Origin of the sequence: Actinomadura parmotrematis (genome assembly GCF_019458805.1) — a bacterium.
Classification (GTDB): domain Bacteria; phylum Actinomycetota; class Actinomycetes; order Streptosporangiales; family Streptosporangiaceae; genus Spirillospora; species Spirillospora parmotrematis.
The window spans coordinates 428,387-453,637 of the sequence record NZ_JAIBOA010000003.1 but is presented as its reverse complement, the minus strand read 5'-3'; the positions used below and the strand labels follow the sequence as shown (position 1 = coordinate 453,637).

23 protein-coding genes, 1 pseudogene and 1 riboswitch are annotated in these 25,251 nt (G+C 75.1%); of the genes and pseudogenes, 12 read left to right on the top strand and 12 right to left on the bottom strand.

The window, feature by feature from the left end:
- Window positions 1–37: 37 nt before the first annotated feature.
- The 3 genes and pseudogenes from K1Y72_RS36005 to K1Y72_RS07205 form a co-directional block, all read right to left on the bottom strand.
- Window positions 38–595, bottom strand: coding sequence for a CGNR zinc finger domain-containing protein (locus tag K1Y72_RS36005; protein WP_258572004.1), 558 nt, complete (start codon window positions 593–595; stop codon window positions 38–40).
- 25 nt (window positions 596–620) lie between these two features.
- Window positions 621–1,757 (bottom strand): MFS transporter, encoded by a 1,137-nt coding sequence (locus K1Y72_RS07210; RefSeq protein ID WP_220164437.1) that lies wholly within the window; start codon window positions 1,755–1,757, stop codon window positions 621–623.
- A pseudogene (locus tag K1Y72_RS07205) lies at window positions 1,754–2,797 on the bottom strand (cobalt-precorrin-5B (C(1))-methyltransferase); the annotation flags it as partial. The pseudogene K1Y72_RS07205 and the gene K1Y72_RS07210, both read right to left, overlap by 4 nt.
- 14 nt (window positions 2,798–2,811) lie before the next feature.
- Here K1Y72_RS07205 and K1Y72_RS07200 point away from each other — a divergent pair.
- Window positions 2,812–3,558, top strand: a complete 747-nt coding sequence (locus K1Y72_RS07200) for a cobalt-precorrin-6A reductase (protein WP_308286939.1) — start codon at window positions 2,812–2,814, stop codon at window positions 3,556–3,558.
- On the opposite strand, the gene K1Y72_RS07195 is transcribed toward K1Y72_RS07200, so the two are convergent.
- The 3 genes from K1Y72_RS07195 to cobG are packed head-to-tail and all read right to left on the bottom strand — an operon-like array spanning window position 3,533 to window position 6,872.
- Window positions 3,533–5,014, bottom strand: coding sequence for a precorrin-2 C(20)-methyltransferase (locus K1Y72_RS07195; protein WP_220164433.1), 1,482 nt, complete (start codon window positions 5,012–5,014; stop codon window positions 3,533–3,535). The genes K1Y72_RS07200 and K1Y72_RS07195 overlap by 26 nt on opposite strands.
- Before the next feature lie 2 nt (window positions 5,015–5,016).
- Window positions 5,017–5,649 carry a precorrin-8X methylmutase gene (locus K1Y72_RS07190; protein ID WP_220164526.1) on the bottom strand — a complete coding sequence of 211 codons (633 nt, stop codon included), beginning with the start codon at window positions 5,647–5,649 and terminating at the stop codon, window positions 5,017–5,019.
- A gap of 41 nt (window positions 5,650–5,690) precedes the next feature.
- Window positions 5,691–6,872: a precorrin-3B synthase gene (gene cobG / locus K1Y72_RS07185; RefSeq protein ID WP_220164431.1), complete on the bottom strand. Its 1,182-nt coding sequence runs from the start codon at window positions 6,870–6,872 to the stop codon at window positions 5,691–5,693.
- A 221-nt stretch (window positions 6,873–7,093) separates the two neighbouring features.
- Here cobG and K1Y72_RS07180 point away from each other — a divergent pair, with 221 nt between their 5' ends.
- Both K1Y72_RS07180 and K1Y72_RS07175 read left to right on the top strand, forming a co-directional pair.
- Window positions 7,094–7,945: a hypothetical protein gene (locus K1Y72_RS07180; RefSeq protein WP_220164429.1), complete on the top strand. Its 852-nt coding sequence runs from the start codon at window positions 7,094–7,096 to the stop codon at window positions 7,943–7,945.
- Window positions 7,942–8,193, top strand: a complete 252-nt coding sequence (locus K1Y72_RS07175) for a hypothetical protein (protein ID WP_220164427.1) — start codon at window positions 7,942–7,944, stop codon at window positions 8,191–8,193. Before K1Y72_RS07180 ends, K1Y72_RS07175 begins: the two co-directional genes overlap by 4 nt.
- Before the next feature lie 55 nt (window positions 8,194–8,248).
- Here the strand turns inward: K1Y72_RS07175 and K1Y72_RS07170 are convergent, their stop codons facing one another.
- The 3 genes from K1Y72_RS07170 to K1Y72_RS07160 all read right to left on the bottom strand — a co-directional run bounded on the left by K1Y72_RS07170 (window position 8,249) and on the right by K1Y72_RS07160 (window position 10,305).
- Window positions 8,249–9,313, bottom strand: a complete 1,065-nt coding sequence (locus tag K1Y72_RS07170; RefSeq protein WP_220164425.1) for a serine hydrolase domain-containing protein — start codon at window positions 9,311–9,313, stop codon at window positions 8,249–8,251.
- Between the two features lie 228 nt (window positions 9,314–9,541).
- The gene (locus tag K1Y72_RS07165; RefSeq protein ID WP_220164423.1) at window positions 9,542–9,733 is read right to left on the bottom strand and encodes a hypothetical protein; all 192 of its coding nucleotides are present in this window, start codon (window positions 9,731–9,733) and stop codon (window positions 9,542–9,544) included.
- A gap of 332 nt (window positions 9,734–10,065) precedes the next feature.
- Window positions 10,066–10,305, bottom strand: coding sequence for a hypothetical protein (locus K1Y72_RS07160; protein WP_220164421.1), 240 nt, complete (start codon window positions 10,303–10,305; stop codon window positions 10,066–10,068).
- 150 nt (window positions 10,306–10,455) lie between these two features.
- On the opposite strand from K1Y72_RS07160, the gene K1Y72_RS07155 reads away from it, so the two are divergent.
- From K1Y72_RS07155 to K1Y72_RS07140, 4 genes are all read left to right on the top strand, one after another.
- Window positions 10,456–11,262, top strand: coding sequence for a helix-turn-helix domain-containing protein (locus K1Y72_RS07155; RefSeq protein WP_220164418.1), 807 nt, complete (start codon window positions 10,456–10,458; stop codon window positions 11,260–11,262).
- Window positions 11,263–11,273: 11 nt separating this feature from the next.
- Complete coding sequence (locus K1Y72_RS07150; RefSeq protein ID WP_220164523.1) at window positions 11,274–11,564, top strand: DUF397 domain-containing protein; 291 nt, start codon at window positions 11,274–11,276, stop codon at window positions 11,562–11,564.
- Window positions 11,565–11,616: 52 nt separating this feature from the next.
- Entirely contained in the window at window positions 11,617–11,826 is a 210-nt protein-coding gene (locus K1Y72_RS07145; protein ID WP_220164416.1) for a DUF397 domain-containing protein, read from the top strand.
- 225 nt (window positions 11,827–12,051) lie between these two features.
- Window positions 12,052–12,546: a hypothetical protein gene (locus tag K1Y72_RS07140; RefSeq protein ID WP_220164414.1), complete on the top strand. Its 495-nt coding sequence runs from the start codon at window positions 12,052–12,054 to the stop codon at window positions 12,544–12,546.
- A gap of 630 nt (window positions 12,547–13,176) precedes the next feature.
- Here K1Y72_RS07140 and K1Y72_RS07135 read toward each other — a convergent pair.
- Complete coding sequence (locus K1Y72_RS07135) at window positions 13,177–14,790, bottom strand: DHA2 family efflux MFS transporter permease subunit (RefSeq protein WP_220164412.1); 1,614 nt, start codon at window positions 14,788–14,790, stop codon at window positions 13,177–13,179.
- 99 nt (window positions 14,791–14,889) lie between these two features.
- On the opposite strand from K1Y72_RS07135, the gene K1Y72_RS07130 reads away from it, so the two are divergent.
- From K1Y72_RS07130 to K1Y72_RS07120, 3 genes are all read left to right on the top strand, one after another.
- Window positions 14,890–15,378, top strand: coding sequence for a MarR family winged helix-turn-helix transcriptional regulator (locus tag K1Y72_RS07130; protein ID WP_220164409.1), 489 nt, complete (start codon window positions 14,890–14,892; stop codon window positions 15,376–15,378).
- Between the two features lie 69 nt (window positions 15,379–15,447).
- Window positions 15,448–15,565: riboswitch (cobalamin riboswitch) on the top strand.
- A 60-nt stretch (window positions 15,566–15,625) separates the two neighbouring features.
- Entirely contained in the window at window positions 15,626–19,177 is a 3,552-nt protein-coding gene (gene cobN / locus K1Y72_RS07125; protein ID WP_220164521.1) for a cobaltochelatase subunit CobN, read from the top strand.
- The gene (locus K1Y72_RS07120) at window positions 19,174–19,692 is read left to right on the top strand and encodes an NUDIX hydrolase (protein WP_220164407.1); all 519 of its coding nucleotides are present in this window, start codon (window positions 19,174–19,176) and stop codon (window positions 19,690–19,692) included. Before cobN ends, K1Y72_RS07120 begins: the two co-directional genes overlap by 4 nt.
- A 110-nt stretch (window positions 19,693–19,802) precedes the next feature.
- On the opposite strand, the gene K1Y72_RS07115 is transcribed toward K1Y72_RS07120, so the two are convergent.
- Complete coding sequence (locus K1Y72_RS07115; RefSeq protein ID WP_220164405.1) at window positions 19,803–20,960, bottom strand: FAD-dependent monooxygenase; 1,158 nt, start codon at window positions 20,958–20,960, stop codon at window positions 19,803–19,805.
- A 269-nt stretch (window positions 20,961–21,229) separates the two neighbouring features.
- Here K1Y72_RS07115 and K1Y72_RS07110 point away from each other — a divergent pair, with 269 nt between their 5' ends.
- Window positions 21,230–22,117, top strand: a complete 888-nt coding sequence (locus tag K1Y72_RS07110) for an alpha/beta hydrolase family protein (RefSeq protein ID WP_220164403.1) — start codon at window positions 21,230–21,232, stop codon at window positions 22,115–22,117.
- 16 nt (window positions 22,118–22,133) lie between these two features.
- Window positions 22,134–23,540 (top strand): VWA domain-containing protein, encoded by a 1,407-nt coding sequence (locus K1Y72_RS07105; RefSeq protein WP_220164401.1) that lies wholly within the window; start codon window positions 22,134–22,136, stop codon window positions 23,538–23,540.
- Between the two features lie 158 nt (window positions 23,541–23,698).
- Here the strand turns inward: K1Y72_RS07105 and K1Y72_RS07100 are convergent, their stop codons facing one another.
- Complete coding sequence (locus K1Y72_RS07100; RefSeq protein ID WP_220164399.1) at window positions 23,699–24,853, bottom strand: PucR family transcriptional regulator; 1,155 nt, start codon at window positions 24,851–24,853, stop codon at window positions 23,699–23,701.
- Between the last annotated feature and the right edge of the window lie 398 nt (window positions 24,854–25,251).

Sequence of the window (25,251 nt, the reverse complement as noted above, 5' to 3'; positions counted from 1 at the left end):
ACGAGGATAGGCGCCCGTTCCGCCGCCGTCCACGCCGCTAGGCGCCCGCCTTGGCGCGGAGCGTCTGCTTCTTGGCGCGGTTGCCGCAGGTATCCATCGAGCACCAGCGGCGGGTGCCGGGGCGCGACCCGTCGTAGAACAGGGCGGCGCAGCCCTCGCCCGCGCAGACGCGGACGCGCGCGACGGCGCCGGTCGCGACGAGGTCGAGGGCGTCGCGGGCGACCAGCGACAGGGTCGCGGCGACGGGGTCGGCGGCGGCCCACTCCAGGCCGCCGTCGCCCGCCAGGTAGGGGGCGGGGACGGGCCGGGCGGCCGCCTCGTTGACGCGCTCGCGCGCGCCGCTCATCGGCGGGTAGCCGCCCACTCCAGCGCTGACCAGGTCGAACACCGCCTCGCGGAGCTCGCGCGCAGCGCCCACGCGGGTGGCGGGGGCGGCGTCGGCGGGGGCGGCGCGGCAGGGGCCGAACTGGGTCACCCAGGCGGCCAGCGCGGCGGCGTCGGAGAGGTCTTCCACGATGTGCGGGGTGTCGCGGTGGCGGAGGGTGCGGACGAAGTCGAGGCTCGGGCGCCCGGCGCCCGCGCGGAATCGGACCATGGCCCCAGCCTAGACCCGAACCGGTTTAACCGGTCCGCGTCGCGGGGCGGGCGAGCAGGAGGGCGCCGAGGGCGAGGACGGCGGCCGTCCAGCCGAGCGCGGCGGGGCCGGGGCCGTCCAGGACGAGGCCGCCGGCCGCGCCGCCGAGGCCCATGCCGAAGTACTGCGCCGAGGAGTTGAGGCCGACCAGCAGCGGCGTCGCGTCCGGGACGAGGGCGGTGAGCAGCCGCAGGTGCGAGGCGTACATCAGCCAGCCCGGCACGCCGAACGCTGCCGTCCACATCAGGGCGGCCGGGTAGCCGTGCCGGGCGAGCGGGGCCAGCGCGACGACCGCGACGAACCCCGCGAGGGCGAGCAGCCGTGTGCGCTGCGGCTCGCGGGAGTCAGCGAGGCGTCCTCCGGCCAGGTTCGCGGCGATCGACACCGTTCCGAACAGCCAGAGCGCGACCGCGAGGCGTCCCTGACTCCCGCCGGTCGCCGGGGCGAGCAGCGGGCCGAGGTAGGTGTAGAGGACGTAGAAGCCGCCGAACAGCAGGACGACCAGCGCGAACGACGCCGCCACGCGCCGGTCGGCGAGCGGGGCGAACCGCTCGCGCAGCCCGCCGCCCGCAGGCAGCCGCACGTCCGGGACCAGCAGCGCGACGCCCGCGAACGCGGCGGCGCCGAGCCCGGCGACGAGCCACAGCACGGCGCGCCAGCCCGCCGCGCCGCCGAGCCAGGACCCGGCGGGCACGCCGAGCGCGGTCGCGACGGTCAGCCCGGCGACGACCGTCGCCATCGCCCGGCCGCGCCGCTCGGGCGCCGCGAGCGCCGCGCCGGTCGCGACCGCGCTCGGCGCGTAGAGCGCCGCGCCCGCCGCCGCGATCGCGCGGGACGCCAGCACCGCCGCGTAGGCCGGCGCGAGCGCGGTGACGACGTTGCCGGCCGTGAACACCGCGAGCGCGGCGAGCAGCACCGGCCGCCGCGCGAACCGCCCGGTCAGCGCGGCGAGCACCGGCGACAGCACCGCGAAGCAGAGCGCGAACACGGTGACGAGCTGCCCAGCGGCGGCGGGCGTCACGTCCAGGTCGCGCGCGATCGGCCCGACGAGCCCGGCCGTCACGAACGCGTCCACCCCGAGCGCGAACGTCCCCGCCGCGAGCGCGAGCAGGCGGCCCGTCACGGCCCAGCCCGGCCGACGACGGCGCCGGCGCGGTCGATGACGACGACGTCGACCGCGACGGGCGCGCCGCGCAGGGTGTGCAGGGCGACGTCGCGGGCGCGCGCGGCGACGAGGTCGCCGAGGGGCTGCCCGGCGGCCTGGCTGATGCGCAGCGCGTCGAGGGCGGTGTTGGCGCCCCGGACGCGCTCGGCGACGTCGGGGGCGTCCCGGAGGAGCGACGCGAGGGCGGCGAAGTCCACCTGGGAGCGCTTGGAGTGCAGGTCCAGGTGCCCGTCGGCGAGCTTGGCGAGCTTGCCGATGCCGCCCGCGATCGTGAGGCGCGGGACGGGGTGGCGGCGCAGGTACTTCAGGACGGCGCCCGCGAAGTCGCCCATGTCGAGCAGCGCGTCCTCGGGCAGCCCGTACAGCTCGGCCGCGACCCGCTCCGACGTGCTGCCGGTCGCGCCCGCGACGTGCGCGTACCCGGCGGCGCGGGCGACGTCGATGCCGCGCCGGATGCTGTCGATCCACGCCGAGCACGAGTACGGCACGACGACGCCGGTCGTGCCGAGGATCGACAGGCCGCCGAGGATGCCGAGCCGCGGGTTCCAGGTGCGGCGGGCGAGCTCCTCCCCGCCGTCCACGGAGATCTCCACGACGACGTCGGCGCCCCCGAGCACCTCGCGCATCATGGCGCGCGGCACCGGGTTGATGGCGGGCTCGCCGACGTCCAGGGGCAGGCCCGGCTTGGTGACGGTTCCGACGCCCGGCCCGGCGCGGAACACCACGCCCGAGCCGGGCGGGCCGGGGCGGACGGTGGAACGGACGAGCGCGCCGTGAGTCACGTCGGGGTCGTCGCCGGCGTCCTTGACGATGCCCGCCGTCGCCGCGCCGTCCGCGAGTTCCTCGACGGCGAGCGCGAACGCGGGGCGCTGCCCGCGCGGCAGCACGATCTCGACCGGGTCGGGGAACTCGCCGGTCAGCAGCGCGGTGTGGGCGGCCTTCGTCGCCGCCGTCGCGCAGGCGCCGGTGGTCCAGCCGTAGCGGAGTTCGCTCACCCTCCTAGAATCCTCCCGTGACCTGGCGAGTACTGCTGCTGGGCGGCACCGGCGAGGCGCGGCGGCTCGCCGCGCTGCTGGACGCCGACCCCGGCTTCGACGTGACCTCCTCGCTGGCCGGGCGCGTCGCGCGCCCGGCGCTGCCCGCCGGGCAGGTGCGGATCGGCGGGTTCGGCGGCGCCGCCGGGCTGGCCGAGTGGCTGCGGACCGAGCGGATCGACGCGGTGGTCGACGCGACGCACCCGTTCGCGGCGGTGATGACGGACGCCGCCGTCGTCGCGGCCGGGTCGGTGGGGCTGCCGCTGGTCGTGCTGCGGCGTCCCGGCTGGACGGAGGGGCCCGGCGACGACTGGCGGCGCGTCCCGACGCTGGAGGCGGCGGCCGCCGCGCTGCCCGGCGAGCGCGTCTTCCTCACGACCGGCCGCAAGGACCTCGCGCCGTTCGCGGGCGACGCGTCCCGCTGGTACCTGATCCGGTCGGTCGACCCGCCCGAGCCGCCGCTCCCCCCGCGCGCGCACGAGGTGCTGGAGCGCGGACCGTTCACGCTGGACGAGGAGCTCGCGCTGATGCGGGAGCACCGCATCGACACGCTCGTCACCAAGGACAGCGGCGGCGGGCTGACGTCGGCCAAGCTGGACGCGGCGCGCGAACTCGGGATCCCGGTCGTCATGGTGGACCGGCCGCCGCTGCCGCCCGGCGTCGTCCCGGCCGCGACCGTCGACGAGGCGCTCGCCCGCCTCACCCTGGGTATCGGCGGGGCGTGAAGACGCGGCCGCCGACCGCCTTGGTCTGCGACGAGCCGACGATGAGCAGCGTCCGCATGTCCACGTCGGCGGGGTCGAGGTCGGCGAGGCGGACGACCTTGACGTCCTCGGCGGGGCCGCCGACGTCCCGGCCGATCACGACGGGGGTGCCGGGGCGGCGGTGCTTGAGCAGGATGTCGCGGGCCTCGGCGACCTGCGTGGTGCGGGTCCGCGACGCCGGGTTGTAGATCGCGACGACGAGGTCGGCGGTCGCGGCGGCGGCGAGCCGCCCGGCGATCACCTTCCAGGGCTTCAGCCGGTCCGACAGCGAGACCACGCAGTAGTCGTGGCCGAGCGGCGCGCCGACCCGCGACGCCACCGCCTGCGCGGCGGTGAGTCCCGGCAGCACGCGGACCGGCACGTCCCGCCAGCGCTCGTCCGCGGCCGCCTCCAGCACGGCCGCCGCCATCGCGAACACGCCCGGGTCGCCCGACGACACGACCGCGACGCGGCGGCCCTGCTCGGCGAGCGCGAGGGCGTGCTCGGCGCGGTCGGCCTCGACGGTGTTGCCCGACGGATAGCGGGTCTGGCGGGCGTTCGCGGGGACGCGGTCCAGGTAGGGGCCGTAACCGATGAGGTCGTCGGCGGCGGCGAGCGCGTCCTGCGCCTGGGGGGTGAGCCACTCGCGCCCGGCCGGGCCGAGTCCCACGACGACGACCTCTCCCTTCGGCTCGCGCGGCTTTTCCGGCAGCGCGCGCCGGGTCTGCTCGTGGACGCGGCTCGGCAGCACCGCGACCGAGAAGTAGGGGACGGTGCCGGGATCCACGTCTTTCAGCGGCAGCATGCGCTGGCCGGCGGTGGTGGCGCGCTCGACGTACCAGGCATCGTCCAGACGACCCGCCTCCTCCAGGGCGTCGCGGACGCGGCCGAAGGTGCGGCCGAGCTTGAGGACGGCGGCGGAGTCGGTGGCGGTGAGGCGCTCGGCGAGGCGTTCCGGGGCGAGCGTGCCGGGCAGGACGGTGAGGACCTCGTCGCGCTCCACGAGGGGGCGGCCGAGTTCGGCGGACGCGCCGCTCACCGACGTCACGCCCGGCACGACCTCGGTCGGGTAGCGGGCGGCGAGGCGCTTGTGCAGGTGCATGTAGGAGCCGTAGAAGAACGGGTCGCCCTCGGCGAGCACGACGACGTCGCGGCCCGCGTCCAGGTGCGCGGCGAGGCGCTCGGCGCACCGGTCGTAGAACCCCTCCATGACCGCGCGGTAGTCGCCGGTGTCCTCGGTGGTGACCGGGTAGATCAGCGGCTCCTCGATCTGGCCGTCGCGCAGGTGCGCGGCCGCGATCGAGCGGGCGATGCTGCGGCCGTGCCGGGCCGCGTGGAACACGACCACGTCGGCGGCCTCGATCAGCCGGGCCGCCTTCAGCGTGATCAGCTCGGGGTCGCCGGGGCCGAGCCCGACGCCGTGCAGGTGTCCGGTCACCGTCACTCCTCCTCGCTCGCGATGGCGTTCACGGCGGCCGCCGTCATCGCGCTGCCGCCGCGCCGGCCGCGCACCACCAGGTGCGGCAGGTCGGACGCGGCGAGCGCCTCCTTGGACTCGGCGGCCCCGATGAACCCGACCGGCACGCCGATCACGGCGGCGGGCGGCGGCGCGCCGAGCGCGACCAGCTCCAGCAGCCGGAACAGCGCCGTCGGCGCGTTGCCGATCGCGACGACCGCGCCGTCCAGGCGGTCGCCCCACAGGTCGAGGGCGGCGGCGCTGCGGGTGTTGCCGATGAGGTCGGCGATCGACGGCACGCGGGGGTCGTCCAGGGTGCAGACGACCTCGTTGTCGGCGGGCAGGCGCCGTCGGGTGATGCCGGCGGCGACCATCTTGGCGTCGCAGAGGATCGGGGCGCCGCGCAGCAGCGCCTCGCGGGCTGCCTCGACGACGCCGGGCGCGTGGTCGAGGTCGCGGACCAGGTCGGTCATCCCGCAGGCGTGGATCATGCGGACGGCGACGCGGGCGACGTCCGCGGGCAGGCCGGCGAGGTCGGCCTCGGCCCGGATCGTCGCGAACGAGCGCCGGTAGATCTCCGCGCCGTCCCGCACGTACTCGATCGCGGCGGGATCGATCCCGGCGTGCTCGGGCGCGCCGCCGGCCCCGACGTCGTGGGTCACTGGTTCCTCCGTTGCCGGGCGACGGACGCCGCCGTCGCCGCCAGGTCATGGCCGCGCGCGCGGACCTCGCCGCCGCGCCGCACCTCGTAGCCGTCCTCGGTGGCCACCACCGCCACGTGCGCCGCCGCCGGGCGCCCGCACTGCCGCTCGCACCCGGACCAGTGCACGGGCAGGGCGCCGTCTTCCGCGCCGTCCGTTCGCGTGCGCGCCGCGTCCGCGCGGACGTCGGTGAGCGCCTTCGCGCAGCCGGGCCGGCCGGCGCAGGCGGTGAGCCCGGCCCAGCCGGACGCGGGGTCGGCGACCAGGCCGAAAGAGTCTGACACGTCCGCCAAGTCGGGAATCGCCAGGGTCCGCCAGGGGGTGACGACGACCTCGGCGCGGCCGCGCAGCGGCGCGGGGTCGAGGCGCCCGAGCGGGACGAGGGCGCAGAGCGCCGTCCGTCCGTCGAGCTGCCGCACCGGGCCGATGTCGGGGCGGGCGGGGGCGCGCGGGACGTCTCTGGGATCCGCTGTCGGGGGCGGCAGGTGGGGGGCGAGGGCGGCGACCGGGTCGTCCAGCTCTTTGATCCGCCACTCGCTTCCGCGCGCGCGCAGAAACGCGCGGGCTACGTCGAGCAGCGCTTTTTCGGCGCCCTCGGGCGATACCCGCACGCCGCTGTCGCGTCCTGCGACGACCAGCGCGAATACGTCTTCCGCGACCGCAAGGAGGGCGGCGTCCGCGCGGAGGGCGACAACATCGCCGCGTCCGTCGTCCAGCGCGAACAGGAAGCGGCCGGAGAGCGCGGCGAGCGCGGGATCGGCGCAGAGCGCCGCGTCCAACGCTCTGGTGAGCGGGCGGACGTCGATCAACCCGCGGCCGTCCCGCCCGCTGAGGGGGCTCGCGACGATGTTGCGGACGGTCTCGTGCGTCGCCGACGGCAACAGCCCGCCATCCCGCAGGCGCGCGGCGAGCTCCGCCTCGACGCCGTCCGGGAGCCCTCTGAGCTGCACGTTCCCGCGCGAGGTGAGCTCCAGATGGCCGTCGCCCCACTCGGCCGCCGCGTCCGCGAGCGCGGCCAACCCTTCCGCGCGCAGCACCCCACCGGGCAGCCGCACGCGCGCGAGCCCGCCGTCCGCCGCCCGGTGCACGCGCAGCGCGCCAGGGCAGGCGTCCGGACCGGAACGGGACGAAGGGGACACAGGCGGGAATCCTAGATGACCGCTGACCATCCCCCTCATCGTCACCCTGGACCATCCGCAGAACCACCCCCGCCCACGCGACGTCCCCTCGGGCCGCCCAGGCGGACGTCGGTACTCCTCTGGGCGGACCCCTTTTTCTCGCAAACCCGCAGGCCAGGAGCATCGGATGGTTCACGGACGTTCACCGGACGCGGTCGGCGAACGTCCCTAACGTCCAGCGCATGCCAGGACAACAACACGACACGATCAACGTGATCATCAGGGAGAGTCCCAAGCTCGCCCTGTGGGCGCTGCGCACCGTCGCCGGACTGGACCTGGAGGGTCCGGGCGAGCTCAGCGTCGCCACCGGAGAGATCAACAACCGCGTCTCGGCCGACCGGCAGGCCGACACCCTCATCGTGCAGGGCCCGCAGCACCAGCCGCACCGCCTGTTCGTCTGCGAGGTCGAGTCCCGGCTGTCGCACCGCAAGCTCCGGCAGTGCCTCCGCTACGCCGCCACGCTGTGGGTCCGGCACGAGGCGCCCGTGCACGTCGTGATCTTCTCGCCCGACCCGCGCGCCGGCGAGTTCCCGGCGTCGGTCTCCCTCACCGCCGGCGCGCTCACCACGACGCTGAGCCTGTGCATCGCGGGCCCCGACCAGATCCCCGCCATCACCGACCCGGAATCGGTGGCCGCCGACCCCTCGCTGGCCACCCTGTCGGTCATGGCCCACGGCGCCGACGAGGAGGTCGACCGCGCCTACATGCAGGGGTTGGACTCCCTACCCGATGGTGACCGTAAGCGATATCTTGAACACGCATTCGGCATCATCGACCGCTCCACTCAGAGGACACTGGAGGCTCTCATGGCTCGCGTCGACTGGCCCGTCAACAGCAACTTCGCCAAGAAGCACTACGGCGCCGGCGAGGTGAACCGTGCGATTCGCTGCCTGCTCAAGGTCCTCGAAAGCCGCGATGTGCAGCTTTCCGCCGACGAGCGCAAGCGCATCGTCGAATGCGAGGACCTCGAACAGCTCGACGACTGGCTCGGCCGCGCCGCCAGGGCGATCTGCGCCGACGAGCTCTTCGCGTGACGCGCGACGGGGAGGACTCCACGACCCGCGTCGACCATCCCTTCGACAGCTACTTCGCCAGGAAGTACTACCGCGCCGGCCAGGTGAGCGGCGCGCTCAGCGTGCTTCTCAACGTGTTGGAGGCGCGCGACGTACGGCTCTCCGCCGAGCAGCGAAAGCGCGTCGTCGAGTGCGACGACCTTGAGCAGCTCCGCGACTGGCTCGTCCGCGCCGCCAACGCGGTGCGCGCCGACGAGATCTTCGCCTGAGCGGCCGTCCCCGCCGTCCCGTCCTCGCACCGCGAGGACGGGACGGCGGGGACGGTCAGGCGGTGAGGGACTCGTAGGCGGCCATGACGACGCCGAGGCCGCGGGCGTAGCCGTCGTCCCAGAGCACCTGGTTCATCACGTACGAGACGGTCATGCGGTTGCCGGGATCGACGAGGACCACCGAGCCGCCCCAGCCGCCCCAGGACGCGGTGGCGCCCTCCAGGCGGTAGCCGAGGCCCCAGCGGACGGGGATGCCGAGGACGCGGTCCGTGCCGCTGAACTGCTCCTCGAAGATGCGCGCCGCGCCGGCCTCCGACAGCAGCCGGACGCCGCCGGCCTCGCCGCCGCAGGCCAGCGCCGACTGCACGAGGGCGACGGATCGGGCGTTGCCGTAGCCGCCGATGGCGGGCAGCTCGGCGCGCCGCCACTGCGGGGTGGCGGCGTCCGCGACCCCAACGAGGAAGCCGTCCGGCTTGTCGCCCTTCGGGTCGGGGATCAGCGGGGCGACGCGGTCGTCGTGCTCGGGCGGCAGGGTGATGTGGAAGTCGGCGCCGAGCGGCCCGGCGATCTCGTCGGCGAAGAACGCGCCGACGCCGCGGCCGGTGACGCGGCGCACGACCTCGCCGATCAGGAACCCGAAGGTGACGGAGTGGTAGCCGCCCGCCGTACCCGGTGCCCACTGCGGGGCCTGCGCGGCGAGGCGGGCGGTGACGGCGGGCCGGTCGTACAGCTCCTCGGCGGTGACGGGGCCGTCCCAGTCGGGCAGGCCGGCGGTGTGGCCGAGGAGGTGCCGGACGAGGACGCCGTCCTTGCCGGCCGCCGCGAACTCGGGCCAGTAGCGGGCGACGGGCGCGTCCAGGTCGAGGTCGCCGCGATCAGCGAGGACCAGCGCGCAGAGCGCCGTCATCACCTTGGTCGTGGACCAGACACCCGTGATCGTGTCGCGCTGCCAGGGGGTGGTGCGGGCGGCGTCGGTGTGGCCGCCCCAGATGTCCACGACGGGCTCACCGTCGACGTACACGGCCGCCGACGCGCCCACGTCGTCGGCGTCCAGCGAGGCCGCGAGCGCCTCGGCCACCTTCTCGAAGCGAGCTTCACAGTGACCCTGCACCTCTGCCATGCCGCGCACGCTAACCCGCCCCGGACCGCCCGAGCCAACGGTTTTCCGCCCCGGAGCGGGCGAGGAGGGCGGCGAGTTCTTCGGGGGTGGGCGCTTCCAGCAGGCTCCCGAGCGGCCCGCCCGGGAGCCACGCCCACCACCGCCGGGTGTGGCTCCCCCACCAGCACACCGCACCTGGGAAGGCGGCGTGCAGATCGCGTAGGACGGCCCGCCGCCGCGCCTCCGGCGTCACTCCGGAGGATGCGGGACGACGGCGAGCGCCGCGCAGGCCGACAGCAGCCCGCAGACCTGCGCGGCGGCGTCCTTCGGCCGCCTGCACCGCGCCAACCGGCCGCCCGCCGAGGAGTGGAACCACCAGCCGGTGGGGTCGGCGGCCGTCCACACCGTTTCGCCGAGCGGCGCGAGCTGCGGGACGGACACCCGCAGCGAACCGTCCGGGCGACGCTCGACGGGCCACCCCCGGCGGCGCAGCTCCCGCTCCAACCGCGCCGTATGGAAGCGAACGAAGACGGGCGGCCGGGCGTCCCGCTTCATGCGACGCCCACCGGCCTTTCGCCCGCAGACCACCTGCACCGCTCCGCCAAGGCGCGAAAGACACATGGTGACCGCGAGGCATGAACCGAACGAGCGGCGCTCGCCTGACTCTCGGCGGCGGACGGCCTGCACCGCTTCACCGAAGCACGCGCAGGGCCGAGCGGTCACCCGCGGAGAACCGGGCGGGCGGTGTTCGGCAGGCGGCCGGGCGCGCCGCCTCACGCGTGACTCCCGGAGGCGGACCGCGTGGCCGCCTCGCGGACGAGCGCGGCGCGCAGCGCGGCGGCGTCGTCCCGGATCACGGTCGGCTCGACGCCGGCGGCCGGGTCGTGGAGCGTCGCGCACCAGTCGCCGAGCAGCCCGTCCGACCGGACGGACCGCCAGATGCGGTGACCCGTGAACTCCGCGCGCAGCCGCATGAGCGCCTGGTCATCGGGATGAGCGATGTGTGCCGCCATCTGAAATTCCCCTACTCGACTTCTGACCCAAAGTGCAGACAGAGTCACAGTCAGTGCCCGGGCTCCGGAAGAGACCGGGCAGCACCCCCACCCGACCGGGCGGCAGATCCACTTCACCCGCCGCCCGGACAACCCCCGAAGGAGATCGCTGTGACGACCACCGAGAACCCCGCCCGCGTCCGCTTCGGCGCCGAGCTCCGGCGCCTGCGCGAGGCAGCCGGCGTGACGCAGAACGAGCTCGCCCGCACCCTCGGGTGCTCGGACGGCTGGGTCAGCACCCTGGAGAACGGCCGCAAGCTCTCCGAGGCGAGCGCCATCGACCTCGACACCCACTTCGGCACCGGCGAGAAGTTCACGATGCTCTGCGAGCTGGCCGCCGAGGTCGACCTCATGACGGTGCTCCCGCCCGGCTTCGCCCAGTACGTGGACCACGAGGGGCACGCGACGACGCTGCGCGTGTTCAGCGCACTGCTGGTCAACGGCCTGTTCCAGACCGAGGACTACGCGCGGGCCGTCCTGGAGGCGAGCAACCCGGCCAACGCGGACGCGCTGCTCGCCAAGCGCCTCGACCGGCAGAAGGTCCTCACCCGCGAGGGGCTGGAGCACGTCTGGCTCACCCTGGACGAGCGGGTGCTGCGCGACACGATCGGCGGGAGGGAGGTCATGCGCGGCCAGCTCCGGCACCTGCTCGACGCGAGCCGCAACCCCTTCGTGTCCCTGCGCGTCGTCCCGCAGGGCAGCGGCTACTACGAGGGACTCGAAGGAAGCTTCACCATCCTCGGCTTCCAGGAGAGCATGGCCCACGTTGCCTACGTGGAGGCGACGGGCTCCGGAATGCTCTTCCAGGCGCCGCACCAGGTGAAGGACTTTCTCGTACGCTATGACTTGATCGGTGACCACGCGCTCACCGTCACCGAGTCGCCGACGCTGATCGAGTCGATCTTGAAGGAGCTGTGACCACGGTGAACATGGCAACGCTCGACCCGACGATCATCCAGTGGCGCAAGTCCAGCCGTAGCGGGCACTCGGGTGGCGACTGCGTCGAGGTCGCCGACCTCGCCCCCGCCCTCGAGGCCCAGTGGCGCAAGTCCAGCCGCAGCGCGCACCAGGGCGGCGAATGCGTCGAGGTCGCCGACCTGGCGTCCGTCGTCGCGGTACGCGACTCCAAGGACCCCGAGGGGCCGAGGCTCGCGCTCAAGGGGGCCGCCTGGAGCGCGCTCGCCGAGCGCATCAAGACCGGCGCCCTCGACCTCGCCTGACACACCACCACAAGGCGCATCCCGACCGATCCCGAGCCCACCGGGTCCTTCCATGTCCGCTCCACACGATCCGGCCGATGTCGGTTGGCGCAAGAGCAGCAGGAGCCAGAACGCCGACACGTGCGTAGAGGTCGCCTCTTTGCCCGAGTACGTGGCTGTACGCGATTCGGTCGACCCCGACGGGCCGAGGCTCGCGCTCAAGGGGGCCGCCTGGAGCGCGCTCGCCAAGCGCATCAAGACCGGCGCCCTCGACCTCGCCTGACGCACCACCACAAGGCGCACCCCGACCGATCCCTAGCCCACCAGGCCGTCCCCGACCGACCGCGCGGACCACTTCGACGCGCGGGACGAGGACGGGGCCCATCGCACATGCGAGGGACGAGTCGGCCCCCCTGAGCCGCATCGCCCAACCGCGCCAGGGCTGCGGCACTGCACGATCCTGGGACGGCGGCCACAATGGCCGGCGACCAGGAAGGAAGTACCGGCCATGACGCCCGAACTCCCCCACGACGACTCCCCGCGCGGGCAGCAGCGCACCGCCGTGCTCGCGCTCGCGCAACTGCTGGAGCACGACCTCCCCGCCGCCGAATGGACCATCGCCGACGACGAGGACGGCGAGCTGAACGGGCAGATCTTCCGCAGGTCCCTGGCCGACGGCGATGACGAGCAGGCCGGCGAGGTCATGGCCGCCCTCACCGCATGGAGCGCCTTCCTCGCCGAGCGGATCGAGACCACCGCCGGGGCGGACGGCACCTTCTACGAGGTGTCCGCGACATACCGCGAGGCGCCCGTGGTGGTGTGGGCGATGCTACGGGACGGCCCCAAGACCGCCGTCCAGCCGGTGCCGGGCAGCGAGATCCCTGGGCGGCCCGGCCAGGTCGTCGGCGAGTGCGGCCACTGGGTCACGGCCGACCGGTGGCAGGCCGGGCAGCGCGTCTGCGAGCGCTGCACCGAAGACGGGTGGGACGCCGACCCGCTCTAGGACGCCGCGCCGACGGCCCGGCCGGCGAACGGCCGCCGCCCGCGTCCCCGACCGGGCACCGAGCAAGTACCAGAAGGATTCAACGGTCTGGCGGCCGCAGTCCAACGCACCGCCCCCGCCCCTCCCGTCCGACCCGGCCGCTCATCGCGGCACGGCACGTCCTTCTCTAGACCGCCCCGGCATGACCCTCTGGTCACTCATCGTTGACTTGCGGCGTGTTGCCTCCTTGGATCGTTCCAATAGCGCAACACGCCGCAAGTCAACGAGCGGTGACCAAGGGGTCACAGGTGGGGACGGGGCGGCAGCGGTGGCGGTGGCGCGATCGGCCTCCTGGGGGGCGGCGCGTCGTTCTCGGCGCGGGCATGCGGGCGTTTTTCGGCGTGCGGGACCGGCCGACCCGCCGAGGCGGCCCGGCCGGTTGTCCTGGGGCGCCCCCCGCTGGGCGGCTGAGGTGGCTCGTCGGTTGCCTTGGAGCGTCCCCGCCGGGCCGCTGAGGTGACTCGATCGGTTGGCTTGGGGCGTCCACGGCGGTCCGGGGCCGGCCCCGGGCCGTTGAGGCGGTGCGGGTGGTCGCCCCTTGGGCGCCGCCCGGCGGCCGGGGCCAGGGGGTGGCCCCGACCGCGCCAGGGGTCATACGTGTGCGGTGGGTGACGTGGGCGCGTCCTGGTCCTCGTGCTCGGGCTTGGGGATCAGGGCGGTGGCGAGCAGGCCGAGCAGGACGAAGCCCGCGGCGAGGTAGCCGCCCAGGGTGATGCCGTCGGTCATCGCGGTGCGGCCGGCTTCGGCGACCTCGCGGGTCTGCGGGCGGGCCGCGAAGCCCTCGATGGCCGCGCCCGCGCTGTCGGTGATGGCGTGGCTGTACTCGCCGGCCTGGGCCGCCGTCGCGCCCGCGCTCCTGATCTCGTCGTGCGCCCGGGAGCCGAGGGTGGTGAAGAACACCGTGGTCAGGACCGCGATGCCGAGGGCGGAGCCGAGCTGGCGGAACGTGCTCTGGATGCCGGACGCCTGCCCGCTGCTGCTCTCCGGGATGCCGTCGAGGACCACGTTGGTGACCTGCGCCGTCGCGAACCCGACGCCCGCGCCGTACACGCAGAGGATCAGCGCGATCGACCACCACGGGCTGTCCGTGGCGGCGAACAGGCCGAGCGCGCCGAGCCCGGCGGCCTCCAGGAGGAGGCCGAGGCGGAGCATCGACAGCGCCGACGCCTTGCCCGCCATGCCGAAGCTCGCGCCGCTGGCGATGAAGCTGCCGACGGCGACCGGGAGCAGCGCGAGGCCCGCCTGGAGGGCGCTGTAGCCGAGCGTGAACTGCAACCACAGCGGCAGCACGGCCACGATCCCGAACTCGCCGAGCCCGATGATGAGGGTGGCGATGTTGCCGTTGCGGAACGACGCCCGCGAGAACAGGCCGAGGTCCATCAGCGCCTTGTCCGGGTCCGGGCCGCGGCGCAGCGCCGCCTGGCGCCAGGCGAACGCGGCCAGCGCGACCGCCGCGCCGATCAGGGCGGCGAGGACGGGCGAGGGGTCGCCGTCCCAGGTGAACCCGCCGATCTCCAGGGGGCGGACGGTCGTGATCCAGCCGTAGGTGCGCCCCTCGACCAGCCCGAAGGCCAGCAGCCCGAGGCCGGCCACCGACAGGACCGCGCCGAGGGCGTCGACGCGCCCGCCGGTGCGGGGCGAGGGCGCGATCCAGGCGAGGACGCCGGCGAGGATGACGACCGCGAGCGGCACGTTGATGCCGAACGCCCACCGCCAGGAGGCGTGCTCGGCGAGCCAGCCGCCCAGCAGCGGCCCGAGCGCGGCGGCGGCGCCGATGGTCGAGCCCCAGACCGCGAACGCCTGGCCGCGGGCCTTGCCGGTGAAGTTGGCGTTCAGCAGCGACAGCGAGGTCGGCAGCAGCATCGCCGCGCCCGCGCCTTGCAGGAAGCGGGCCGCGATGAGGAGGCCGCCGCCGGGCGCGAGCCCGGCGAGGACGCTGGTCGCGCCGAACACCACGACGCCGGCGGCGAAGACGCGGCGCGCCCCGACGATGTCGGCGACCCGTCCGACGACCAGCAGCAGCGCCGCGAACACGATGGCGTAGGACTCCTGGATCCACTGCGCCTGCGTGGAGCCCGCGTCCAGATCCTCGATGACCGAGGGGATGATCACGTTGACGATCGTGGTGTCGACCACGATCAGCGCCACCCCGAGCGCGATGGCGATGAGGCCGAGCCAGCGGCGGACGGTCGACGCCTCGCCCATGAATACCTCCACAGTGAAGTAGCTTTATCGTGAAGCTATTTCGTGGGCGGTAGGTTGTCAACCGACGGCGACACCGGGAGCAGGAAGGGCGAGGACCGCATGAGCGAGCCGCTCCGGCCGCAGTACGAGCGGCTGCTGGAGAGCCTGCGCGGCTACGGCGCCAACTACCGGGAGTTCAGCCGCCGGTTCGCGGCCTGGCTGGGCCTGCACTCCACCGACGCCGAGGCCCTCATCGAGATCCTCGGCGCCGAGGAGCGGGGCGTCCCGCTGTCCCCGGCCCGGCTCAGCGAGCGCATCGCCCTGACGTCGGGCGCCACCACCGCCCTGCTCAACCGCCTGGAGCAGGCCGGGCACGTCGTCCGCGCCCGCGAGCACACCGACCGCCGCGTCGTCACCCTGCACAGCAGCGCGCACGTCCAGCGCCTGGCGGACGAGTTCTTCGGCCCCCTCGCCGACCGGGTGGACACGGTCATGGCGGCCTACGCCCCCGACCTGCTCGAACGGTTCGAGACGTTCCTGACCGACCTGCGCGGCGCGATGGACGCCCAGCTCGCCGCCGGCCCGCCCGGCCCGCCGTCCGAGCGCTGACCCCGGCTCGCGCGCGGCGGGTGGACGCCGGCGGGCGCGTCGGTAGGGTGGACGGTGGCGACATCAGGGAGGAAGCCGGTGCGAATCCGGCGCGGTCCCGCCACTGTCACCGGGGAGCGGACCCCAGCGAAGGCCACCGTGCGAGCGGGAAGGCCGGGGCGAGCGTCGATCCGGGAGCCAGGAGACTCCCCGTCGCCGTGCATCCCTGCTATTCGGGGCGTGGATACCCCGGGTGAGGACCGACGGCGTGATCCTGCTGCTGTCCACTTCGGACACCGACCTTCTTTCGGCGCGCGCCAGCGGCGCGGGCTTCCGGCTCGCGAACCCCGCGCGCGTCCCCGTCGAGGAGTTGCCCGCGCTGACGGACGGCGCCGACCTCGTCGTCGTGCGGCTGCTCGGCGGGCGCCGGGCCTGGGAGGAGGGCCTGGACGCGCTGCTCGCCGGGCCGCGCCCGGTGGTGGTGCTGAGCGGTGAACAGCAGCCGGACGCCGAGCTGATGGAGCTGTCCACCGTCCCGGCGGGGGTGAGCGCGGAGGCGCACGCCTACCTGGCGTACGGGGGGCCGGGCAACCTGCGCGAGCTGTTCGGGTTCCTGTCGGACACCGTGCTGCTGACGGGGCACGGGTTCGCGCCGCCGCAGGAGACGCCCGCCTGGGGGCTGCTGGAGCGGGAGTCCCAAGAGGAAGCCGGACCCGTCGTCGGCGTCCTCTACTACCGGGCGCACCACCTCGCCGGGAACACCGCGTTCGTCGAGGCGCTCTGCCGGGCGATCGAGGACGCGGGCGGCCGGGCGCTGCCGATCTTCTGCGCCTCGCTGCGGACGGCCGACGCGGGCCTGCTGGAGCAGCTCGGCAAGGCGGACGCGCTCGTCGTGACGGTGCTCGCTGCGGGCGGCACCAAGCCCGCGACCGCGAGCGCCGGCGGGGACGACGAGGCGTGGGACGTCGGCGCGCTCGCCGCGCTCGACGTCCCCATCCTGCAAGGGCTCTGCCTGACGAGCGAGCGCGCCGCGTGGGAGGCCAACGACGACGGCCTGTCGCCGCTCGACACCGCGACGCAGGTCGCCGTCCCCGAGTTCGACGGCCGCCTCATCACCGTCCCGTTCTCCTTCAAGCAGATCGACAAGGACGGTCTCAGCGTCTACGTCGCCGACGAGGAGCGCGCCGCCCGCGTCGCGGGCATCGCCGTCCGGCACGCCGCGCTGCGGCACGTGCCGCAGGATGAGAAGCGCGTCGCGCTCATGCTCAGCGCCTACCCGACCAAGCACGCCCGCATCGGCAACGCCGTCGGCCTCGACACCCCCAAGAGCGTCGTCCGCCTGCTGGAGGCCATGCGCGCGGCGGGCTACGACGTCGGCGAAGAGCTGCCCGATGAGGGCGACGCGCTCATGCACGCGCTCATCGCCGCAGGCGGCCAGGACGAGAACTGGCTGACCGAGGAGCAGCTCGCCGGCAACCCCGTCCGCATCCCCGCCGCCCGCTACCGCGCGTGGTACGCGACGCTCCCGCAGGACCTGCGCGACGGGATCGAGGAGCACTGGGGCGAGGCCCCCGGCAGCCTGTTCGTGGACGGCTCCCGCGACCCCGGCGGCGAGATCGTCCTCGCCGCGCTGCGCTCCGGCAACGTCGTGGTGATGGTGCAGCCGCCGCGCGGGTTCGGCGCGAACCCCGTCGCGATCTACCACGACCCCGACCTGCCGCCGAGCCACCACTACCTCGCCGCCTACCGCTGGTTGCAGGACGAGTTCGGCGCGCACGCCGTCGTCCACGTCGGCAAGCACGGCAACCTGGAGTGGCTGCCCGGCAAGGCCGCCGGGATGTCGGCGTCGTGCGGCCCGGACGCCGCGCTCGGCGACCTCCCCCTCATCTACCCGTTCCTCGTCAACGACCCTGGCGAGGGCACGCAGGCGAAGCGCCGCGCGCACGCGACGCTGGTCGACCACCTGATCCCGCCGATGGCGCGCGCCGACACCTACGGCGACATCGCCCGCCTCGAACAGCTCCTCGACGAGCACGCGAGCATCGCCGCGCTCGACCCCGCGAAGCTGCCCGCGATCCGCGCGCAGATCTGGACGCTGATCCAGGCCGCCCGCCTGGACCACGACCTCGGCCTGGACGCCCGCCCCGGCGACGACGGGTTCGACGACTTCCTGCTGCACGTGGACGGCTGGCTCTGCGAGGTCAAGGACGTCCAGATCCGCGACGGCCTGCACGTCCTCGGCGAGGCGCCGCAGGGGGCGGGCCGCGCCGATCTCGTCCTCGCGATGCTGCGCGCCCGGCAGATGTGGGGCGGTTCGGTGACGCTGCCGGGCCTCCGCGAGGCGCTCGGCCTGGACGAGGAGTCCACCGACCGCGGCGCCGTGGACGCGTTCGAGGAGCGGGCCCGCGCGCTCGTCCTCGCGATGGAGGAGCGCGGCTGGGCGCCCGAGGCGGCGGACGACGTCGCCGAGGGCAAGGTCGCGGACGTGCTGCGGTTCGCGGCGGAGGAGGTCGTGCCGCGCCTCGCCCGCACCACCGACGAGATCGGCATGGTGCTGCACGCCCTGGACGGCGGCTACGTGCCGGCGGGCCCGTCGGGGTCGCCGCTGCGCGGGCTGGTGAACGTGCTGCCGACCGGCCGCAACTTCTACTCCGTCGACCCGAAGGCCGTCCCGTCGCGGCTGGCCTGGGAGACCGGCCGCGCCATGGCCGACTCGCTCCTGTCCCGCTACCGCGAGGAGACGGGAACCTGGCCCGACTCGGTGGGCCTGTCGGTGTGGGGGACGAGCGCGATGCGCACGTCCGGCGACGACATCGCCGAGGTGCTCGCGCTGCTCGGCGTCCGCCCCGTCTGGGACGACGCCTCGCGCCGCGTCACCGGCCTGGAGCCGATCCCCCTCGAAGAGCTGGGCCGCCCCCGCATCGACGTGACGGTCCGCATCAGCGGTTTCTTCCGCGACGCGTTCCCGCACGTCGTGGCGATGCTGGACGACGCCGTCCGGCTCGTCGCCGCGCTGGCCGAGGATCCCGCCGACAACCTCGTGCGCGCGCACGTGGACGCCGACCGCGCCGCGCACGGCGACGAGCGGCGCGCGACGATGCGGGTGTTCGGGTCGCGGCCGGGCGCGTACGGCGCCGGCATCCTGCCGCTGATCGACAGCCGCAACTGGCGCGACGACGCCGACCTCGCCGAGGTGTACGCGGTGTGGGGCGGCTACGCCTACGGGCGCGGCCTGGACGGCGTCCCGGCGCGCGCCGACATGGAGAGCGCCTACCGGCGGATCAGCGTCGCGGCCAAGAACACCGACACCCGCGAGCACGACATCGCCGACTCCGACGACTACTTCCAATACCACGGCGGCATGATCGCGACGGTGCGGGCGCTGACCGGGCAGGCGCCGCGCGCCTACATCGGCGACAGCACCCGGCCCGACGCGGTCCGCACCCGGACGCTGCACGAGGAGACGTCCCGGGTGTTCCGCGCCCGCGTCGTCAACCCGCGGTGGCTCGCCGCGATGCGCCGGCACGGCTACAAGGGCGCGTTCGAGCTGGCCGCCACCGTCGACTACCTGTTCGGCTACGACGCGACCGCCGGCGTCGTCGCCGACTGGATGTACGAGAAGCTCGCGCACACCTACGCCCTGGACCCCGAGAACCGCGCGTTCTTCGAGGCGTCGAACCCGTGGGCGCTGCACGGCATCGCCGAGCGCCTGCTCGAAGCGGCCGACCGGAACCTGTGGGAGCATCCCGACGCGGAGACGCTCGACGCCCTCAAGCGCCTCTACCTGGAGGTGGAGGGCGACCTGGAGGACGGCGCATGACCCTGCTCGCGTCGGTGACGGTGCCGTGGATCGCACCCCGGCACCGCGTGGACGTCCTGCTCACCGGCGCCCTGCCCGGCGACCGCCCCGTCACCTCGGCGTTCGTGCTGGCGGTGGATGGCGCCGGCCGCACCCTGCTGACGCGGGTGGAGCGGCCCGGCCGGTCCTGGGAGGTGCCCGGCGGCCACGTCGAACCGGGCGAGACGCCCGTCCGGGCGGCGGCCCGCGAGCTGGCCGAGGAGACCGGCCTCGTCCTGCCGCCCGGCCGGCTCCGCCTGCTCGGCGGCCTCGCGATCACCCTGCTGGAGGACGCGCCCGCCGCCTACGGCTACCCGCCGCGCACCTTCATGGCCTTCTACGCCGCCCGCGTCGACGGCGACGGCGCGCCGACGCGGCCCGCCGCGGGCTTCGAGGCCGCGGAGGCCGCGTGGGCGGGCCGCGCCGACGTCGCCGCCCGCTGCGGCCCGCAGCCCTGGCTGCCCCTTTACGAGGCGCTGCTCGCCGGCACCTCGTGACCATCTGGTCACTCGACGTTGAGATGCGGCGTGTTGGGCTCTGGGAGCGCTCCCAGAGCCCAACACGCCGCATCTCAACCTTCGGCGACCGGGTGGTCATGGGGCGGGGGTCAGTAGGACGTGAGGTCGATGCCCGCGACGACCTCGGCGAAGTCGGGGACGCCGGCGTCCTCGCCGGCCTGCTGGGCCTCGGCGCGGGCCCGGTTGGTGAGGGCGAGCTCCTGGTTGGCGGTGGCGTAGGGGCGCAGCTCCCGCTCGTAGGCCGCGAACGCCGCCCGGTGATCGCCGCCCGCCGCCTTCAGCTCGCCCGCCAGGACGTACGCGCCGACCATCGCCATGCTGGTGCCCTGGCCCGACAGCGGCGACCCGCAGTACCCGGCGTCGCCGAGCAGGACGACGCGGCCGCGCGACCAGGAGTCCAGGTGGATCTGCGCCATCGCGTCGAAGTGGAAGCCGGGGTCGGCGTCCATGGCGTCCAGCAGGTTCGGGATCTCCCAGCCCGCGTTGGCGAGGCGCTCGCGCAGCAGGGCCTGCTGGGCGCGGCGGTCGCGGTGGTCGTAGGCGATCGGCTCGGGCGCCTCGAAGCCGAGGTAGACGCGCAGCTCGCGGTTCTCGCGGACCGTCATGACGCCGCCGCCCCACGAGCCGCCCGGCGCCTGGTGGAAGACCTGCCACTCGTCCAGGCCGAGGGTGTTCGGCGCCGCCCACACGCCCATGTAGGTGCCGAGGTGGCGGATGCAGTCCTCCTCGGGCCCGAACGCGAGGCGGCGGGTGTTGGAGTGCAGGCCGTCGGCGCCGACGACGATGTCGAAGTCGCGGACGGCGCCGCCGCGGAACACCACCCGGACGGCGTCGCCGGTGTCCTCCAGCGCCGCGATCGAGTCGTCGAACAGCCACTCCACCGGGCCGCCGTCGACGCCGCCCGCCGCGTCCGCCAGCAGGACCGACAGGTCCTCGCGGAGGATCTCCACGTCGGGGCCGGCCAGGTCGCCGCCGGTGATGGTGTGCTCCTCGCTGCGGTACAGCTCGTCGCCGTCGCCGTCGACCATCGACATGCCGCGCATCCGCACCCGGGCGGCGCGCACCGCGTCCAGGACGCCCATCCGCTCGGCGACCTCCAGGGCCGGGCCGCGCACGTCCACCGCCTGGCCGCCGAGGCGGAGCGCGGGCGCCGTCTCCACGATCGTCACCTCGAAGCCGTACCGGACCAGCCAGTAGGCGAGGGCCGGGCCGCCGATGCTGCCGCCCGAGATCAGAACCTTCGTCATGGTGTCTCTCCTCAGTTCCGGCCCGCCGTCGCGGGCTCACGAGGGAAAGGTTCGCCGGGACCGCTGACCGGGCGCTGACGGCCCGCGCACCGCCGCCCGCCGCGTCCGGTAAGGCGTTATCGGACGGGCCGTCCGACAAGACGGGCGATATCGCCGATGTGCGGGACGGGGGCCCGCGCGCACCATGCAGGCGTCGATATCCCCCCGAAGCGGACCGGACACCACCCCTGACGCCGGTTCCGCCTCCTCCCCCGAAGGAGCGCGTCGACATGGCCCCCACCCCCCGCAGGAAGCGCCGCGCCACCGCGGCCGCCGCCCTCGCCCTCGGCCTCGCGCTGACCGGCCTCGGCGCCGCCCCCGCCGCGCAGGCCGCCGACAACCCCTACGAGCGCGGTCCCGCCCCCACCAACGCGAGCATCGAGGCGCTGCGCGGCTCGTTCGCCACGTCCTCGACGGTCGTGCTGCCCGGCACCGTCCTCGGGTTCGGCGGCGGCACGATCTACTACCCGACGTCCACCTCCGCCGGCACGTTCGGCGCGATCGCGATGGCGCCCGGGTTCACCGCCTACCAGTCCAGCCTGTCCTGGCTCGGCCCGCGCCTCGCCTCGCAGGGCTTCGTGGTGTTCATCATCGACACCCTCACCACCGCCGACCAGCCGAACCAGCGCGGCGACGAGCTGGAGGCCGCGCTCGACTACCTGACGCAGCGCAGCACCGTCCGCACCCGCATCGACGCGACCCGCCTCGGCGTCATGGGCCACTCGATGGGCGGCGGCGGCACCCTGGAGGCGTCCCTCGACCGGCCGTCGCTGCAGGCCGCGATCCCGATGACGCCCTGGGACCTCAACACCAACTTCTCCGCCGACCGCGTCCCGACGCTGATCATCGGTGCGCAGGCCGACACGATCGCGCCGGTGCTGGTGCACTCCATCCCGTTCTACAACTCGATCCCGGCGTCGTCGGAGAAGGCGTACCTGGAGCTGGCGGGGCAGTCGCACTTCGCGCCGAACACCGCCAACACCACCATCGCCAAGTACTCCATCGCCTGGCTGAAGCGCTACATCGACAACGACACGCGCTACGACCAGTTCCTCTGCCCGCCGCCCGCGGCGACCGGCGCCATCTCCCAGTACCGCAACACCTGCCCGAACTCCTGACCGCCCCGGGAGACCGATGACCCCGCCGGCCGTTCCCCCCGCCGGGCGGCACCGGAGCGGCCGCACACGCGGCGGCGGCGTCCTGCGGGCCGCCGCCGCCGCGCTGCTGCTCGCCCTGTCCACCTCCGCCTACGTCGTGCACGTCGCCCGCTCGTGCGGGGACGGCGTGCGGACGCTGGACGTCGCCGCCGCCCCCGAGATCGCCGCCGCGGCGGCGGCCGGCGCGGACGCCGGGCCCTGCACCCGCGTCAGCGTCCGGACCGCCGCGCCCGAGACGGTGACGGCGCTGCTCACCGGACGCCTGCCCGGCGGCGGGCCGCGCCCCGACGTGTGGCTGCCCGACTCCACCCTCTGGACGCGGCAGGCGGGGGTGGACGGCCGGTCCGTCGCGAGCAGCCCGATCGGGATGACCGGGCCCGGCGCGTGGCGGGACGCGCTCGCGGGCCGCGTCCGGCTGCGGATCCCCGACCCCGGCCGCTCGGCGGTCGGCCTCGCGGTGCTGATGCGGGCCCGCACGTCGATGGACGAGACGGCGTTCGCGGCGGCCGCCCGGCGGCTCCGCCAGGGCGTCGTCCCGGCGGCGTCCGCGACGGTGCTGAGCGAGCAGGCCGCCCGCGCCCGCCGGGCCGCGTTCCGGCTGCCGCAGGACGGGTCGCCGGTGCTGGACTACCCGCTCGTGACGCTGCGGCCGTCCGCCGGCGCCGCCCGCTTCGAGCGGTCGCTGCTCGGCTCGCCGGTGCTCGCCGCGGCGGGGTTCCGCGCCCCGGCCGCCGGGAGCGCGCCGCCCGCCGCGCGGGTCCGCGCCGTCCTGCAGTCCTTCGACCGGCTCGCGCTCGGCTCCCGGATGCTGTCGCTCATCGACGTGTCGGCGCCGATGGCGCCCCGCCTGCGCATGATCGCGCGGGTGTCGCAGGAGGGCCTCGCGCTGCAGCCCGACGACACCGAGCTCGGCCAGTGGGTGTTCGCCGGCCGGTGGCGGCGGACCGTCCCGCTCGGGCCGCTCGGCGAGCGCCTCGGGTCCTCGACGCGGCGGCAGGCGCTGCTCGGCACGCTCGCCGCGCTGCGCGCCGAGGACGGCGGCGGGACGCGGCTGTACGCCTCGATCCTCGCGGCGTTCCACGCGCTCGCCCGCGGCTACCGACCCGAGATGGTGAACACGGTGCTGGTGTTCACCGGCGGCCGCGACGCCGACCCCGCCGGGCCGTCCCTGGACGCCACCGTCGCCGAGCTGCGGCGCGACTACGACCCGGCCCGGCCGGTCCAGGTGATCACGGTCGGGTTCGGGCCGGACGTCGACACCGCCGCGCTCCGCCGGATCGGCGAGGCCACCCACGGCGGCGTCTACGTCGCCGAGCGCCCGGCCGACATCCGCCGCATCTTCGCCCAGGCGATGGCCCGCCGCGTCTGCGCCCCCTCCTGCTGACGCCCCGCCAGTCGGGTGACCGGGGGGTCACGCTTCGTCAACTTGCGGCGTGTTGGCCTCTTGGAACGTTCCAAGAGGCCAACACGCCGCAAGTCGACGACAGATGACCTCCCGGTCACGCGATGCCCGGAGGCGCCTCACATCGGGTGACCGGGGGGTCAGGGGAGGAGGCGGGTGGCGGAGAGGGCGAGGGCCAGCTCGATCATGTCGCGGGGCTTGGCGAGGTCGCGGCCGGTCAGGCGCTCGACGCGGCGGAGCCGGTTGAGGACCGTGTTGGGGTGGCAGTACAGCAGCGCGGCGGCGCGCGCCGTCGAGCCGTCGCAGTCCAGCCAGGTGCCGAGGGTGTCCAGGAGGACGTCGCGGTAGCCGTCCTCGACCTCCAGGACGGGCCCGAGCGCGACCTGCCCGAGGCGCGCGGCGAGGCGCGGCTGCGACAGCACGAGCGCGTCCGGCAGCTTGCGGTCGAGCAGGACGACGCCCTCGCCCGCCGCGCGGCGCGCCAGGTCGGCGAGGCGGCGGGCGCCGGCGAGGTCGGCGAGCGACTCCACGACCGGGCTCACCCCCGCCGGGACGCGCACGTGCGGGCGGAGCGCCGCGACGAGGTCGTCCAGGTCGGCGCCGCCGAGGACGGCGAGCGCGACCTGGGTGTCGGCGCGGACCCGCCAGAGCAGCCGCAGCCCGTCCACCGGCCACGCCTCGCGGATCGGCGGCTCGGGGCCGCTCGCCACCACCACCGCGTACCGGCCGTGCTCGGGCAGGTCCAGGACCTCGGCGGCGGCCGCGAGCAGCGTCGCGTCGGTGCCGTTGCCCTCCAGCAGCGCGTCCAGCACCGCTTGCGAGCGCTCCTCGCTGCGGCGCAGCAGGTCGTAGACGGTGCGGTGGTAGGCGGCGGACGCGGCGGTCGACTGCTCGTCGATGGTGTGCCACGTGCGGGTGGCGTGCCGGACGAGCGCGGGCACGCTCTCCGGCTCGTCCTGCGCGACGGCGTCCACGACCGCCTCCCAGAACACGCAGCCGGCGAGCCGGTAGCCGCGCAGCAGCCGGTCCAGGGGCTGGCCCTGCTCGGCGCGGCGGCGCCCGAGCCGCGCCGCCCACTCCAGGTCGGTGCGGCCCCGGCCGGGCTCCAGGATCGACTCGACGCCGTGGGTGAGGCCGATCCGGCACACCTGCCAGAGGTCGTCGCGCAGCTCGGCGGGACGGCGGTACTCCTCGCCGGCGAGGATCTGCGCGGCCAGCCGGTCGGCCAGCTCGGGCATCCGCCCGGACATCCGGGCGACCGCGCGCCGCATGGTCGAGCTGCCGGAGTGCGGCATGGGCACCTCCAACGCCGGGGGTGGCGGACCATCGTGTCACCCGAACCCGGTTCGGGCCAGCGCGGGGACGCCGGATTGTGCTCCGCCACAACCCGCTCCCGGCGGCGTTGCCGCCGTCCCCTCAGTCGCGGCGGCCCCCTGGATCGCCGCCGCGCGCCGTGCTGCGCTATGCCTCCCACCCCCACGAGGAGGCAGCGGTGCCCCCGCCGTCCTTGCCCACCCCCGCCCCGCACGCCCCGCCGCACGTGACCTCGGGCGCCGTGCCGCACGCGGCGGCGGCCGTCGAGCCGCGCCCGCCCGCAGGCGGCGCGCCGCGCCCGCCCGCGCCCGGCGGGCCGCACGTGCCCGCGTCTCACGAGCCGCATGTGACTGCGGCCGGCGTGCCGCGCCCGTCCTCA

Coding starts and splice junctions, on each gene's coding strand:
- K1Y72_RS36005 (WP_258572004.1), bottom strand. CDS start 595: ATGGTCCGATTCCGCGCGGGCGCCGGGCGCCCGAGCCTCGACTTCGTC.
- K1Y72_RS07180 (WP_220164429.1), top strand. CDS start 7,094: ATGCCAGGACAACAACACGACACGATCAACGTGATCATCAGGGAGAGT.
- K1Y72_RS07170 (WP_220164425.1), bottom strand. CDS start 9,313: ATGGCAGAGGTGCAGGGTCACTGTGAAGCTCGCTTCGAGAAGGTGGCC.
- K1Y72_RS07160 (WP_220164421.1), bottom strand. CDS start 10,305: ATGGCGGCACACATCGCTCATCCCGATGACCAGGCGCTCATGCGGCTG.
- K1Y72_RS07150 (WP_220164523.1), top strand. CDS start 11,274: ATGGCAACGCTCGACCCGACGATCATCCAGTGGCGCAAGTCCAGCCGT.
- K1Y72_RS07145 (WP_220164416.1), top strand. CDS start 11,617: ATGTCCGCTCCACACGATCCGGCCGATGTCGGTTGGCGCAAGAGCAGC.
- K1Y72_RS07140 (WP_220164414.1), top strand. CDS start 12,052: ATGACGCCCGAACTCCCCCACGACGACTCCCCGCGCGGGCAGCAGCGC.
- K1Y72_RS07135 (WP_220164412.1), bottom strand. CDS start 14,790: ATGGGCGAGGCGTCGACCGTCCGCCGCTGGCTCGGCCTCATCGCCATC.
- K1Y72_RS07130 (WP_220164409.1), top strand. CDS start 14,890: ATGAGCGAGCCGCTCCGGCCGCAGTACGAGCGGCTGCTGGAGAGCCTG.
- K1Y72_RS07120 (WP_220164407.1), top strand. CDS start 19,174: ATGACCCTGCTCGCGTCGGTGACGGTGCCGTGGATCGCACCCCGGCAC.
- K1Y72_RS07115 (WP_220164405.1), bottom strand. CDS start 20,960: ATGACGAAGGTTCTGATCTCGGGCGGCAGCATCGGCGGCCCGGCCCTC.
- K1Y72_RS07110 (WP_220164403.1), top strand. CDS start 21,230: ATGGCCCCCACCCCCCGCAGGAAGCGCCGCGCCACCGCGGCCGCCGCC.
- K1Y72_RS07105 (WP_220164401.1), top strand. CDS start 22,134: ATGACCCCGCCGGCCGTTCCCCCCGCCGGGCGGCACCGGAGCGGCCGC.
- K1Y72_RS07100 (WP_220164399.1), bottom strand. CDS start 24,853: ATGCCGCACTCCGGCAGCTCGACCATGCGGCGCGCGGTCGCCCGGATG.